Origin of the sequence: Moraxella oblonga NBRC 102422 (assembly GCF_001598275.1) — a bacterium.
In the GTDB taxonomy this organism is placed as follows: domain Bacteria; phylum Pseudomonadota; class Gammaproteobacteria; order Pseudomonadales; family Moraxellaceae; genus Moraxella; species Moraxella oblonga.
The window spans coordinates 40682-52965 of record NZ_BCYQ01000017.1 but is presented as its reverse complement, the minus strand read 5'-3'; the positions used below and the strand labels follow the sequence as shown (position 1 = coordinate 52965).

Sequence of the window (12284 nt, the reverse complement as noted above, 5' to 3'; positions counted from 1 at the left end):
CATATAAATATTGACATATAACAAAATATTATCCTTTTTATTGAAGGATTTTTTTGATTCAATGATTGTCATAACTTCCTATTATTGTAGGTATAACAAAACAAAAATAAAATTTAATTTTATATTATCTAAAAAATAAAAAACCATTCGGATTTAAGAATGGTTTTGTAAAAATAAGCAAATCATCATACTTCTTGTTCATCATGATGAAATTTAAGCCCTGATGTCTTAATCGCCCAAATTAGCTCCACAAAGGCACGGTTGTTGGTTAAAGGTTCACTATCCAATATAAGCACATAACCTGTACCATCAATCCACAAAAACACAAAACTGGTCTCAGGCATGAGCAAATCCACCTGCCGAAATAACGATACCGCTTTGCCTGTAATCGCCAAGCCACGCTGTTCTTGACGCACAAAAAAATCAAAAAAGTCCGCCCCCGCCACACTAAGGCGATCAGCTTCTTCTTGGGTATAGCCGATTTTGGCAAGGCAAAAGCCTTCGTTGGAAGCAATCGCCGCCTTGCGAGAGCCTGACAAACTTGCCACCACATAAGGCAAAAATTCGTCCAATGCCATGTTGGAGGCAACCAGTTTTTGGGGTAGACGCTCAATCAAGCCTTGCTCAGTAAACTCATCTAACCATTCATGCGAGTGTTTAGTAAGCCACTGACCAACCCTCATGGTAACCTTTTCACTCAAAATGTCCTGTAATGACAACTGTTGTGGCGTAGGATTGGCACGCAAAAACGCCTCAAATACCCCAGCAGGTGTCAGCATAAGATAATCAGAATTTGACATGACAGCTCCCTATGACAGCATATAAATCAACGAACGCACAAGCATTTTCATTTGATCTTTTTCACGAGCATCAACCACACTCACGTTGGCAGGCACGCCCCGCTCAATGAGTGCTTGGGTAAGACGTTCATGCAAATCCCACGGCATATTTTCAGCATGGGTAATCCCCACCACAAGGGCGCTAGATTTGATGAGTGGCATAAAACTGTCCAAATAATAATTCAAATCATCAACAGGATCAGACTCTTCGGCATTTAGCATAAGTAACAAGCCCAATGCGTTTTCGCTCAAAATCTCCCACATAAAATCAAAACGGCGTTGCCCCGGTGTGCCATACAGACGCACCTGCTCACCCCCATCCAACTTCATCACCCCATAGTCCATCGCCACGGTAGTGGTTTTTTTCATAAGCTTAACATCGTCAGAGGCTATCTCTTCGGTGGTTACGATAGGTTTGTCGGACAAGGAACGAATGGCTTCGGTTTTGCCTGCGCCCACAGGACCTGCGATGATGATTTTATAACTGGCAACCACATCTTTTTCATCGTCATGCATGATAATCCCCTTTTAGATACTGATATGAAGTTTTTGCAATAAGCGTTTAAAAAACCCTGTAGAACTGGCTTTGTTGACGCCTTCGTTGCGTTGTATGTTAATTTTAGGCGAAATGGTACTATTCATGGTGGATTCTTTTAATACATCCAAATCCGCCACACCTGACAAAATGGATAATAAAAACACACGGTTTAAAATCCCTCTATCATTGGGTTTACCAAATTGATCCAAACTCACCTGCAACGTAGCAATACTTTTGGGTGTAACAAGGCATGAAGAAATGAGCGAATGTGTGTAATGTGGCACTTTTGACATAAGTCCAAAGTTTGGCATATATTTGATTTTTAATAACAAATTAACGTCAGCAAGCTCCAAAGTATCGGGCAATACTTTATCATACAACTGCCAAAGCAAAGTATTGAGAGACAAACGCTGATGTGTGCCAATGCGAATCACCTCATCAAAATCCTCATACATGATGGGTTGAATCTCAATGACATTTTTTAAAGTGGTGTAGTTTTTGGCAATCGCCAAATAATCCAAAAGACGGTCAATGTTTTGTACCAGTGCCAAATTTTGGGCTTTATTGAGATAAAAAGTCTGTCGCCCTGCCACTACTTTGATGGGTATATTATGAAAACTAATGCTTAGCAAATCATACAAAACCGTCCCTTGTGGGATTTTAAAATATTTGCCCACCACTTGACGCAAAAAGTCCGACATTTGGTTGGGGTCTTGGGTGGCAGTACCACGATAAGGATTGATGGTTTCTTTGATGATGGTTTCAGAATCCAAGATGGGAGCAAAGTGATGAGCTTGGCGTTTAAGATTGGGGGCAGATTTGATGACATGACCAAGTGCCTGCATGATTTCTTGGCGAGTGTGTGGAGATTTTAGAAAAACGGCAAACTCTTTGGGAATGATATTGGCTTGTCGCCACAATATCAAATCCGCCTTTGCGATAAATAGCACCGCTCTTAGTTTGATGAACTCTTGGAGCTGTTTGATGCGAGATGGACCATAGGTCATCATACCCACACCGTCCAAATTAAGCACCAAAATCTCTGCATCAGAATGCTTTGTATTGACACTGCTTGGCAAAGATAGCCGAAGCATATTATTAAAATCCCTTTCAATGCTGATACATTGATGGTCTGGGTATGTCTCATTAATCAAAGTATTGAGTACTTCGGCACTTTGTTTTGAAAAACCTACCAATAATATTTTCATAGCTGTATCTCTTTAATGTTAAGTTGTTGTTTGGTTCAACAAAAACAAAATGCAACTTTTAAATATCTTTTTTATCAACTTGGGCAGTTGTCGGCGTAAAAATCAACTCTTGACGACATTTCTCCCAATCGCTGTGAAACTGCCAATGATTTTTTGACAACTCAAACCACACCATCATAAACCCCATGCGGTCATGGCACGCCACACAGTGAGTAAAAAACTCTTGCTCAATTTGGGCTATCTTACTTTCATCTTCGGCTTGCTTGGCAATCAATAGACGCTGACACACGTCTTTGGCAACCCAAGAAGCATCATCTTTACCGACATACATCTGATGGCTTGGCACGTCCATTGATGGCGTTACCAACACACTCCAACGGGTAGCAAGTTTGGTGATGTTTGGCAAATAATCACCTTGATTGACAAAATGACGAAAATCATCAACTACCCACGTATTTAGGCGTTTTGACACTCTTTGTAAAATGTCATTACCTGTGGTTGGCATAAGATACCAACACGCAAAAAAGTAATCCGCCAATGCACCTTGCAATGGTTCGTTTTGTTCAAGACGCATGGCGGACTGGATACGTTCTATGTGATAACGCTCGTTGTTTGGGGTAATTTTAACAAGGCGTGAAAAATAACGAAACGACTTACGCAACTCGTAAAATTCGCTACGAATGCTGGTCTGTGTTCGCATGATAAACCCTCCAAAAATCCCCAAACAACTTAAAGTCCATCAATCAAGCAAAGTTTCCATTAGGTCAATCATGAATTCAGCATCTTCTTCGCTCATGACCTCAAAACCACTTTCCAAACCAAGCTCTTTGAGTACCGCTTTGCCATCATCATCTTTGTCCAAAGACAATAGCACTTCTTGCAGTTTTTCTGCATCAGCAAAGTCATCTTTGACAAGCACTACGTGTGTCAAGGTAGCAATGTCACTTTGGATTAGGATATTAAGCTGTGATTTGGTAAGGTTGGATAACCCTGCAAACACTTCGGCGATGAAAAATGCCACTTGTGCCTTATCTTGGATAAGCAAACGTGCTGCCGCCTGATAAGTATCCACAATCTCAAACTTCACGTCATTTTCGGTCAAATCCACCGCTTCAAGCAGACGCATACCGATGAGCTTGACATCACGGTTGTTTGCCATCGCAATGGTCATGCCTGCTTTGACATCATCTAAGGTTTTGATGTCGGAGTTGACCGATGAGGTAACAACCATCTCATTAGATTTGCCCACAGGACGCACAATGGCACGATAGCCTTGCTCACGAATCATCTTGGCGGCATCAAAGGGGTTGGCATAGACAATCTTGATGTCGCCACTCTCAATCAACTCTTCTTGCTCAGCATGAGAAGCTGGCGTGTTTAGGTGAATGGCAAGATTGGCACGTTTTTGAAGTAGGTTATTTAACAAATGCCAACCTGCAAAACGCTCAGGTGAAAAATCAGGTGCAATCAAAAAACGATTTGCCATATTAAGCTCCTTTTAGGTTAGCGTAGGTTGCAATCGCTTCGTTGACTTTGGTGCGACTGGGTTTACGGCGTACAGAGGTATAACCTACGGTTTCGCCACGGCGTATATTTGGTACAACGGTAGCATACACCCAGTAGTGCGAGCCATCTTTGCAAAGGTTTTTGACATAGCCATGCCATTTTTTGCCTGCTTTTACGGTTGCCCACAAGTCAGCATAGGCTTCTTTTGGCATATCAGGGTGACGCAAGATGTGCTGTGGACTGCCTAGCAATTCTTCTTGGCTATAACCACTAATCGCCACAAAGGCATCATTGACGTGTGTCAATACACCATTTAAATCCGTACGAGACACGATGAGTTTACCATCTGGATAAGGACGTTCTACGCCTGTATCATAGACTGTGCGGGTTGTGCCATCTTGGAAAGTCAACTGGTGCTCTGTCGCCGCATCTGCTGGCTTTGGCATATCAGGCAGTTGGATATTCATAATCTGCTCCAAAAATTTAATGTCTTAACCGTGCGATTAGATCAGTTTTGCTAATGCTTCTGAGGCACGTTTGATGTCTAGGAAAATCAAACCCAATTTAGCATTTGGTTTAGCAAGAATGGTCAAAACCGCTTCTTTACCTGCCGATGTCATGATGACGTAGCCTTTTTCGCCTTGCACAAGTACACGGTCAGTACTACCACGACCCAACTCTGCACCAGCACGGTCACCCAAAGACAAAAGGGCTGCACTCATCGCACCGACACGGTCTTCATCAATGCCAGTCGGTAGAGCAGAAGCAATCATCAAACCATCAGTAGAAATTAAGGCAGATGCCTCAACATCGGCAGATGAGCTGTTTAGGTCTTCTAGAATTTGTTGAAAGTTATTGGTACGCATAAAAAATTTCCTTTTGGATCCAAAACATAAATGAAATCGCCATCATAAAAAAATAATGGGCAAACTAATTATAAGGCAGATTGGATAAAAATCAATCTTTCAATAACAAAAATGTCAGATTTTTTATACAGTCACATTTATCATTATCACAAACAACAACTAACAACCAAAATTCACATGACAAAACCCAAAAATAACCAAAACATATGTATGTTGGCTGAAATTATCTGTTAGGCTTTCTTAACAACGCTGGATTTTAATTTCATCGCCCCAAACCCATCTATTTTACAGTCAACATCATGATCGTCTGGTGCGTCATAGATGAGGCGAATAGACTTAACCTTTGTGCCAACCTTGATGGATGTGGTTGAACCTTTGACCTTTAAATCTTTGATGATGGTAACGCTATCGCCATCTGATAGCACATTGCCCACCGCATCTTTAATGATGGGCGTACTGTCAGTATTTTCGCCCTGCTCCCATTCATGACTACACATGGGACAAATCAAAAGTGAGCCATCAACATAGGTATAATTTTCATCGCATTTGGGGCAAGCAGGTAAAGTCATAATCTTCTCATTGGTTTAAATTTTATTGTTTATTTTAACTTAAATTTCATCATTTTTGTAAAAAATTTTATGCTTGAATTTTGGGTCATTTCCCCCAATTAGCTTTTATTACTTTTTTTGGAAATAATCTGATGAATTTTACCCAATTTACCCTAAGCGGTGTAGATGCCGACAAATTTTTACAAGGGCAACTCACCGCAAGTACCACCAAAATCACAGACCAATTTTTAGCCACTGCCATTTGCAACCTAAAAGGACGAGTGGCATTTGGGCTATGGATAAAGCGTGTTGATGATGGCTTTGACATCGTACTGTCAGATGATTTGGCAGATGATTTTAAAGCTCACATCAAAAAATATGGGGCATTTTCCAAAATCACCCTATCTGACCCCGCACCCATTTATCCTTGCGTGGTGGACGGTTTACCAACTTTTTTAGATGATGAAAATGATAAAGATTGGGTAAATTTTGCCAAAATCAGCCTCACGCAAGGTAACTATTGGCTCACCAAAGCCACCGCCGAACTCTTTCAACCCCAAGAGTTACGCCTACATCAGCGTGGTGGCGTGGATTATGACAAGGGGTGCTATTTGGGGCAGGAGATTGTCGCACGCCTGTGGTTTAAAGCAAGTCCAAAGGCATGGCTACATCTTATTACACAACCAAATCAGCTGAGCGACAAAATACAAGTTGTGTGCCAATTTGATCATCAAGCCCTCGTCATTGCTCGCCCTGATGATTTGGCAGACGTTGAGATTTTGCCCATGATGAATGGTCTTAACGAAAGTGTTGCCCGAACTGGCTAATCCCCAACCAAAAACCACCGCCCAACCGCGGTGGTTTTTTTAATTAATGAGCGTGTGCCATACAATGTATGGCATAAGGCACGGCATTTAGGCGACCTTCTTCTATTTCTTCGCCACATTCAGCACATTCGCCATATTCACCATTTTCTAGACGAGTCAGGGCAGAGTTGACTTTGGCGAGATTTTCGGTAGCCTCCAAAAGCAAACTTTTACGCATGTCGTTTTCTTGGCTGGCGACGGCTTGGTCGTCCCAGTGATGTCCAAGCTCATCTTGGGGGTGTTCTAGGTGGTTTGTGATTTTGCCAATGCGATACTCATACTCTGCTTTGAGAGCAAGTAAATCGGTTTTATGTTTGTTGATGTCCATGAAAACTCCTAATGACTTAACAAAAGTAGGGATTTATTTGTATAGATTAGCACAAATTGATGACATTGGGTAGGGTTTAATGAAAATAGCCATTTTCTCCCAATTTTGTTACAATAACCCAAGATTTTCCAAATTTTGATAACAACTCATGAAAACTGATTTTGACACCCGTTCCATTGCCGAATTTACCGAATCTGCCTATCTTAATTATGCAATGTATGTCATTATGGATAGAAGTTTGCCCCATATTGCCGATGGGCTAAAACCTGTACAAAGACGAATTGTTTATGCAATGAATGAGCTTGGGTTACGCCACACCGCCAAGCCCAAAAAGTCGGCTCGTACTGTGGGCGATGTCTTGGGCAAATACCACCCCCACGGCGACAGTGCTTGCTATGAAGCAATGGTATTGATGGCACAGCCCTTTTCTTATCGCTATCCTTTGGTGCTAGGGCAAGGCAACTGGGGCAGTCCTGATGACCCCAAATCCTTTGCTGCAATGCGATACACCGAAGCCAAGATGAGCCATTATGCCAGCACCTTATTGTCTGAATTGGGTGAAGGCACGGTGGATTTTATTCCAAACTTTGATGGTACAATGAGCGAGCCTGCCACCTTGCCTGCCCGTCTGCCCAACATTCTTTTGAATGGTACAACAGGGATTGCGGTGGGAATGGCAACCGACATTCCACCACACAATCTAACCGAAACGGTCAAAGCGTGCATTAAACTACTCAAAAACCCAGACATTAGCATTGCCGAACTTTGCAAAACCTTGCCTGCCCCTGATTTGCCAACCTCTGCCCAAATCATCACCCCAAAAGATGAACTAATCAAGATGTACGAAACAGGCAAGGGCAATTTTAAAATGAAAGCCACCTATCATCTTGACCAACAAGACAAAAACACCGTCATCATTGATGCACTACCCCATCAGGTTTCAGGCTCCAAAATCATTGAACAAATCGCCAAGCTAATGGGCGACAAAAAAACACCACTGCCCATTACTGACATCAATGACGAATCCGACCACGAAAACGCCTGCCGTATTGTCATTGAATTTAAAAAGGGCAAAGTAGATATTGACAAAATAATGGCACATTTGTTTGCCACAACCGACCTTGAAACTTCTTATCGGGTCAATATGAATATGATTGGACTAAATGGCAAGCCAGAAGTCAAAAACCTAAAACAAATCCTATCAGAATGGCTAACTTCTCGCCGTCAAGTGGTGCTAAGACGGCTCAAAAACCGCCTTGAGAAAATTGAACATCGGCTACATATTTTGGCAGGGCTTTTGATTGCTTATTTGCACCTTGATGAAGTCATACATATCATTCGCACAGAAGATGAGCCCAAAGCAGTTTTGATGAGTCGTTATGGTTTGTCCGATACCCAAGCCGATGCAATCCTTGATATTAAACTTCGCCAACTTGCCAGATTACAAGAGATTGAACTCAATCGTGAACAAAATGAGTTACAACAAGAACAAGCCACTTTGCAAGACCAAATAGACAACCCAGACAGCCTAACCGCTCTACTCATTGACGAGTTAAGCCTTGATATGAAAGCGCACGGCGACAAACGAAAATCGCCTCTTGTAGAACAAGATGAAGCGGTGGCAATCAAACTTGCCGACCTTGCCCCAAGTGAAAACATTACAGTGATTTTGTCAAAAGCAGGCTGGATTAGAATGGCAAAAGGGCACGAGATTGACCCTATTGCTCTAAGCTACCGCACAGGCGATGAATATGCAATGCACGCTTTGGGCAAAAGCAATGACAGACTGATTTTGCTTGATAATATTGGGCGAAGCTATGGGCTAGATACCACCAATTTGCCGTCCGCTCGTGGGCAAGGCGAACCAATTAGCAGTATGCTAAACCTTGCAAATGGCGGTAAAATTGAACAAATTTTATTTAATAACCCTTGTTCACTAATTTTGGCAAGCTCGTTAGGCTATGGCTTTATCACCGATGTTACAAATCTTGACACCAATCAAAAAGCAGGTAAAGCGATTGTTAATTTAACAAACAACACAAGCCTACTGCCAATCTGCCCAATCACAACCCAAACTTACATTGCGGTGGCAACCAGTGGCGGTTATTTGCTTGTTTTTGAGCGTGATGAACTGCCAGTTTTGGCAAAGGGCAAAGGCAACAAACTTATCAGCCTAAAAGAGAATGAAACGGTTGTTTCGGTCATTGCTTTAACCAGTGATGATTGCCTAACCGTTCACACCAACAAACGCACACTCACGCTCAATCCAAGCGATTGGGCAAATTATCAGGGTAAACGAGCCAGCAAGGGTGGTTTGTTGCCAAAGGGGTTTTTGAATGTGGTAGGGCTTGGCATTCAAAAAACAGAAACAACAAATAAATTTGAGTGATTTGCCATGAAAAAATTCTACCTAATCCGCCACGCCCAATCCGAATCCAACGCCATGCAAAAGGTATCACCCAATGCCAACATCGCCCTCACCAAACTTGGGGAAAAGCAGGCGTGCGAGGTGGCAGAATGGCTTATCACTCATGTTCCCACACCTGATAAGGTATTTGTTTCACCATACATCCGCACACACCAAACAGCACAGCCTTATTTGGACAAAATCAATCAGAAAGCGGACGTGATTGAGCCACTTCGTGAGTTTAATTATCTTGATTATGAGCATATCAAAGATTTGACTTATCCACAAATCACCAAACTGGCAGACGATTACTGGGCAAAAGGTGAACCTAGCCACAAAGACAGCCCCACTACTGATGATTTTATCAATCTCATCAACCGTGTCAAAATGGTGCGTGATGAATTTGGGCTTTTACCTGACGGTACTTATGTTGTATTTACACATGGTATGTGGCTTGGTATGCTCATGTGGCAACTTGTGCTAGGTTATCAAGGTCATGACTGCCCACGCCTGTTAAATATGCACAAATTTCGTGAATTTGAGCTAACTGTACGTCCCAAAAACTGTGAGGTGTACGCCCTAATCTATGACGGCAAGCACAGCACCATCAGTAAGGTTAGGATTAGGGGCGAGGATTGATTTGTAAGCAAATGCTTACATTGATTGACGATTTTTGCGTATTTTCTTATCAAGCAGATTTTGGCATAATACACACATCAGCAAGGAAGTCGGCAAATGGATAAGCCAAATATGGATGAATGCTGATGTTTTGGAAATTTATGGAAATCGGAGCAAAACCTTCTATCAACAAAACCGCAAAGTGATTTGCGGTTTTGTTGTATTTGGTATTTAAACGCTCACCTACTTAAATATACCAACCGAACTTCAAAATTGTTATGGTTTTTGTTCGTGGTGAGCTTGGAAAGCCTAATGAAAAAATCGCTTCACTCTTTGACTTAGCTTAGGGTAAACGGTTTTGTATGATTTTGATGTCAATTAAGTATAAAAAATGGGCACAACCGCACCCATTCATTACATTTTAAATATTACAACAACCCACTCACCACCGCACTCTGATAAAGTCGCTTGGCACGGTTGCCTGTCCCACAAAACACCATGACAGGCTTGGGGGTGCTTTTAAAAATATGAGCAAAAGCCTTGACACTATCTAAATGCAGATTATCATTATCAATCGGCAAATGATGATATGTCATGCCCACCGCTTTGGCACTTTTACCCAACTCATCAGCAGTTGGCTGACCGTCTGCCTCTCCATCAAAACGTAGGTTAATCAAACCTTTAAAGCCTAAGTCAAATAGCGTTTGGCACTGGCAGGGGTGAATTTGCTTATACAATGTAATCATGGCATTAATCCCTCAAAACTATTATCATAACCAAAAATACGCACTCTTGCAATGCCCATTTTGCATAAGTATATGACAAAACCGTGTATTTTTATCCAAAAATACTCAAAATTGGAATATACAACCCACCCATAATGACGTAAAATACCACCAATTTTTACTTTCTTAATATCATGGCACTAAAAATCACCAGCGACTGCATTAACTGCGACATTTGCGAACCTGAATGCCCCAACGAAGCCATTTTTTATGACCAAAAAGGGCAAAAAACCTACGTCATCAATCCTGACCTATGCACCGAATGTGTGGGCTTTTATGATGAGCCAACCTGTGATAAAGTTTGCCCTATTGACTGCATCATCAAAGATGATGACCGCCCAGAAAACAATGACGACCTACTCGCCAAATACAAACGTATTTGGAACAAATAACTGCCTTTAAAGGAAAAATCATGACCACCACCCTCACCGAACTCCAAGAAAAATCCAAACTTTGGCGATCTGACATTATCTTTACCCAAGAAGTTTTGGGCAAGCCATTTACTTTTCACACCACTTGGGGGATTTTTAGCCCTGAAAAGCTGGACGAAGGTAGCCTGATGCTTCTAGATTATATTGATTTTAAAGCGAACGACAACAGCATAGATTTGGGTTGTGGTTATGGCGTGCTAGGCATGACGGCATCTCGTGAATGTCCAAATGGTCAGCACATTTTGATTGACAAAGACTTTGTGACGGTGGAATATGCTCGCCTTAACTGCCAAAAAAACGGATTAACCAACACCGAAGTTTTTTTATCCAACGGCTTTAATCAGGTAGATAAAAATAAAAAATTTAGCCTTGTGATGAGCAACCTACCCGCTAAGGCGAGTAAAGAACAGCATTATCTTTACCTCTTGGACGCTTATGAACGCATGGAAGTGGGCGGTCGTTTTTATGTCGTTACCATCAATGGACTTAGGGACTTTATGAAACGCTCATTTACCGAAGTATTTGGCAATGCCGATAAATTAAAACAAGGTAAAACTTATACGATAACGGTGGCAATAAAAGAATAGATTTTATTAATAAAAAAGAGCGTATTTAATAATACGCTCTTTTTTATTTTAAAAACGGTACACATTCACGCCAAGCCGTGCAATCCTTGCCAAGCTCCCTTTGGATATAAAAATCCTCCACCATTTTGGCTTGTTGTTCTATGCCATAATGAAAAAAGGATTTGCCAGTTTGAAAGACATAGCGGTATTTGCGGTTAAATATCGCACGCCGTACCACCGCCATTCCTTGTTGAACCTGCCAGCAATGGGTCAGCTCGTGAATGAGCCACGCCCTGATAGGTAAGGGTTTGTCGCTAAAATCCTCACAAAAGTCATCTTTGTGAAAATACACCCACCCATTGGGCGATACCGCATAGCCTTTTAACACCCACCACGCTGTCGTTAGGCGAATGTCATCAAGGATAAGCGATATACCAAAGACCGATTTTGCCATTTGGCATTCACCATCTGTTAAAGGGCGGATTGGGCGGGTTTTTAATTTCATTATTTTTAAAAAAAAGTGTATAATGGGATATTTTAGCAAAGTTTATTCCTTTATACCAACCATTTAAAATCAGAAACTTGACAGATGTTAAAAAACCCCTTTCAACTTCCGCCAAAAACTTGTCCGCATTGTCAGCAAGATTTTATTTATTTTGACAAACGCCAAGAAATCCTATTTTGCCCCCATTGCCAAAATAGCCTACTTGCCATACCACCAATTTCTATTGATAAGAACCGACCAATTTTGATACAATTTTTGCAATTCTATTCATAC

16 protein-coding genes are annotated in these 12284 nt (G+C 41.6%); 5 read left to right on the top strand and 11 right to left on the bottom strand.

The genetic code is table 11. From position 1 onward, the window contains the following. Positions 1–185: 185 nt before the first annotated feature. From MOB01S_RS06455 to MOB01S_RS06420, 8 genes are all read right to left on the bottom strand, one after another. Positions 186–800 (bottom strand): hypothetical protein, encoded by a 615-nt coding sequence (locus MOB01S_RS06455; protein WP_066802798.1) that lies wholly within the window; start codon positions 798–800, stop codon positions 186–188. A gap of 9 nt (positions 801–809) precedes the next feature. Continuing rightward, the gene (locus tag MOB01S_RS06450; protein ID WP_066802796.1) at positions 810–1355 is read right to left on the bottom strand and encodes a GTP-binding protein; all 546 of its coding nucleotides are present in this window, start codon (positions 1353–1355) and stop codon (positions 810–812) included. A gap of 12 nt (positions 1356–1367) precedes the next feature. After that, positions 1368–2585, bottom strand: a complete 1218-nt coding sequence (locus MOB01S_RS06445; protein WP_066802794.1) for a hypothetical protein — start codon at positions 2583–2585, stop codon at positions 1368–1370. A 58-nt stretch (positions 2586–2643) separates the two neighbouring features. Then, complete coding sequence (locus MOB01S_RS06440; RefSeq protein WP_066802792.1) at positions 2644–3285, bottom strand: hypothetical protein; 642 nt, start codon at positions 3283–3285, stop codon at positions 2644–2646. Between the two features lie 39 nt (positions 3286–3324). Then, positions 3325–4071: a PhnD/SsuA/transferrin family substrate-binding protein gene (locus MOB01S_RS06435; RefSeq protein ID WP_066802790.1), complete on the bottom strand. Its 747-nt coding sequence runs from the start codon at positions 4069–4071 to the stop codon at positions 3325–3327. Position 4072: 1 nt separating this feature from the next. Next, on the bottom strand, positions 4073–4558 hold the full coding sequence (locus MOB01S_RS06430) for a PAS domain-containing protein (RefSeq protein ID WP_084349640.1): 486 nt from the start codon (positions 4556–4558) through the stop codon (positions 4073–4075). A gap of 36 nt (positions 4559–4594) precedes the next feature. After that, complete coding sequence (locus MOB01S_RS06425; protein ID WP_066802788.1) at positions 4595–4957, bottom strand: roadblock/LC7 domain-containing protein; 363 nt, start codon at positions 4955–4957, stop codon at positions 4595–4597. Between the two features lie 230 nt (positions 4958–5187). Further along, positions 5188–5526, bottom strand: coding sequence for a zinc ribbon domain-containing protein YjdM (locus tag MOB01S_RS06420; protein ID WP_066802786.1), 339 nt, complete (start codon positions 5524–5526; stop codon positions 5188–5190). Between the two features lie 131 nt (positions 5527–5657). Here MOB01S_RS06420 and ygfZ point away from each other — a divergent pair, with 131 nt between their 5' ends. Continuing rightward, on the top strand, positions 5658–6332 hold the full coding sequence (gene ygfZ, locus MOB01S_RS06415) for a CAF17-like 4Fe-4S cluster assembly/insertion protein YgfZ (protein ID WP_084349639.1): 675 nt from the start codon (positions 5658–5660) through the stop codon (positions 6330–6332). Between the two features lie 43 nt (positions 6333–6375). Here the strand turns inward: ygfZ and MOB01S_RS06410 are convergent, their stop codons facing one another. Beyond that, a complete protein-coding gene (locus MOB01S_RS06410; RefSeq protein ID WP_066802783.1) occupies positions 6376–6699 on the bottom strand; it encodes a TraR/DksA family transcriptional regulator in 324 nt (107 codons plus the stop codon). A 148-nt stretch (positions 6700–6847) separates the two neighbouring features. On the opposite strand from MOB01S_RS06410, the gene parC reads away from it, so the two are divergent. Both parC and MOB01S_RS06400 read left to right on the top strand, forming a co-directional pair. Beyond that, complete coding sequence (gene parC / locus MOB01S_RS06405; protein ID WP_066802781.1) at positions 6848–9088, top strand: DNA topoisomerase IV subunit A; 2241 nt, start codon at positions 6848–6850, stop codon at positions 9086–9088. Between the two features lie 6 nt (positions 9089–9094). Continuing rightward, positions 9095–9745 (top strand): histidine phosphatase family protein, encoded by a 651-nt coding sequence (locus MOB01S_RS06400; RefSeq protein WP_066802779.1) that lies wholly within the window; start codon positions 9095–9097, stop codon positions 9743–9745. A gap of 407 nt (positions 9746–10152) precedes the next feature. Here the strand turns inward: MOB01S_RS06400 and MOB01S_RS06395 are convergent, their stop codons facing one another. Next, the gene (locus MOB01S_RS06395; protein WP_245640012.1) at positions 10153–10470 is read right to left on the bottom strand and encodes a protein tyrosine phosphatase family protein; all 318 of its coding nucleotides are present in this window, start codon (positions 10468–10470) and stop codon (positions 10153–10155) included. A gap of 173 nt (positions 10471–10643) precedes the next feature. On the opposite strand from MOB01S_RS06395, the gene MOB01S_RS06390 reads away from it, so the two are divergent. Beyond that, positions 10644–10901, top strand: coding sequence for a YfhL family 4Fe-4S dicluster ferredoxin (locus MOB01S_RS06390; protein ID WP_066802775.1), 258 nt, complete (start codon positions 10644–10646; stop codon positions 10899–10901). A 20-nt stretch (positions 10902–10921) separates the two neighbouring features. Then, positions 10922–11527, top strand: coding sequence for a class I SAM-dependent methyltransferase (locus tag MOB01S_RS06385; RefSeq protein ID WP_066802774.1), 606 nt, complete (start codon positions 10922–10924; stop codon positions 11525–11527). A gap of 43 nt (positions 11528–11570) precedes the next feature. Here MOB01S_RS06385 and MOB01S_RS06380 read toward each other — a convergent pair whose 3' ends face one another. Then, positions 11571–12011, bottom strand: a complete 441-nt coding sequence (locus MOB01S_RS06380; protein ID WP_218016080.1) for a type IV secretion protein Rhs — start codon at positions 12009–12011, stop codon at positions 11571–11573. Positions 12012–12284: the final 273 nt, after the last annotated feature.

Bases quoted from the DNA above. Each gene is read 5' to 3' on its own strand.
- MOB01S_RS06455 (WP_066802798.1), bottom strand. From the start codon at position 800: ATGTCAAATTCTGATTATCTTATGCTGACACCTGCTGGGGTATTTGAG.
- MOB01S_RS06450 (WP_066802796.1), bottom strand. From the start codon at position 1,355: ATGCATGACGATGAAAAAGATGTGGTTGCCAGTTATAAAATCATCATC.
- MOB01S_RS06445 (WP_066802794.1), bottom strand. From the start codon at position 2,585: ATGAAAATATTATTGGTAGGTTTTTCAAAACAAAGTGCCGAAGTACTC.
- MOB01S_RS06440 (WP_066802792.1), bottom strand. From the start codon at position 3,285: ATGCGAACACAGACCAGCATTCGTAGCGAATTTTACGAGTTGCGTAAG.
- MOB01S_RS06435 (WP_066802790.1), bottom strand. From the start codon at position 4,071: ATGGCAAATCGTTTTTTGATTGCACCTGATTTTTCACCTGAGCGTTTT.
- MOB01S_RS06430 (WP_084349640.1), bottom strand. From the start codon at position 4,558: ATGAATATCCAACTGCCTGATATGCCAAAGCCAGCAGATGCGGCGACA.
- MOB01S_RS06425 (WP_066802788.1), bottom strand. From the start codon at position 4,957: ATGCGTACCAATAACTTTCAACAAATTCTAGAAGACCTAAACAGCTCA.
- MOB01S_RS06420 (WP_066802786.1), bottom strand. From the start codon at position 5,526: ATGACTTTACCTGCTTGCCCCAAATGCGATGAAAATTATACCTATGTT.
- ygfZ (WP_084349639.1), top strand. From the start codon at position 5,658: ATGAATTTTACCCAATTTACCCTAAGCGGTGTAGATGCCGACAAATTT.
- MOB01S_RS06410 (WP_066802783.1), bottom strand. From the start codon at position 6,699: ATGGACATCAACAAACATAAAACCGATTTACTTGCTCTCAAAGCAGAG.
- parC (WP_066802781.1), top strand. From the start codon at position 6,848: ATGAAAACTGATTTTGACACCCGTTCCATTGCCGAATTTACCGAATCT.
- MOB01S_RS06400 (WP_066802779.1), top strand. From the start codon at position 9,095: ATGAAAAAATTCTACCTAATCCGCCACGCCCAATCCGAATCCAACGCC.
- MOB01S_RS06395 (WP_245640012.1), bottom strand. From the start codon at position 10,470: ATGATTACATTGTATAAGCAAATTCACCCCTGCCAGTGCCAAACGCTA.
- MOB01S_RS06390 (WP_066802775.1), top strand. From the start codon at position 10,644: ATGGCACTAAAAATCACCAGCGACTGCATTAACTGCGACATTTGCGAA.
- MOB01S_RS06385 (WP_066802774.1), top strand. From the start codon at position 10,922: ATGACCACCACCCTCACCGAACTCCAAGAAAAATCCAAACTTTGGCGA.
- MOB01S_RS06380 (WP_218016080.1), bottom strand. From the start codon at position 12,011: ATGAAATTAAAAACCCGCCCAATCCGCCCTTTAACAGATGGTGAATGC.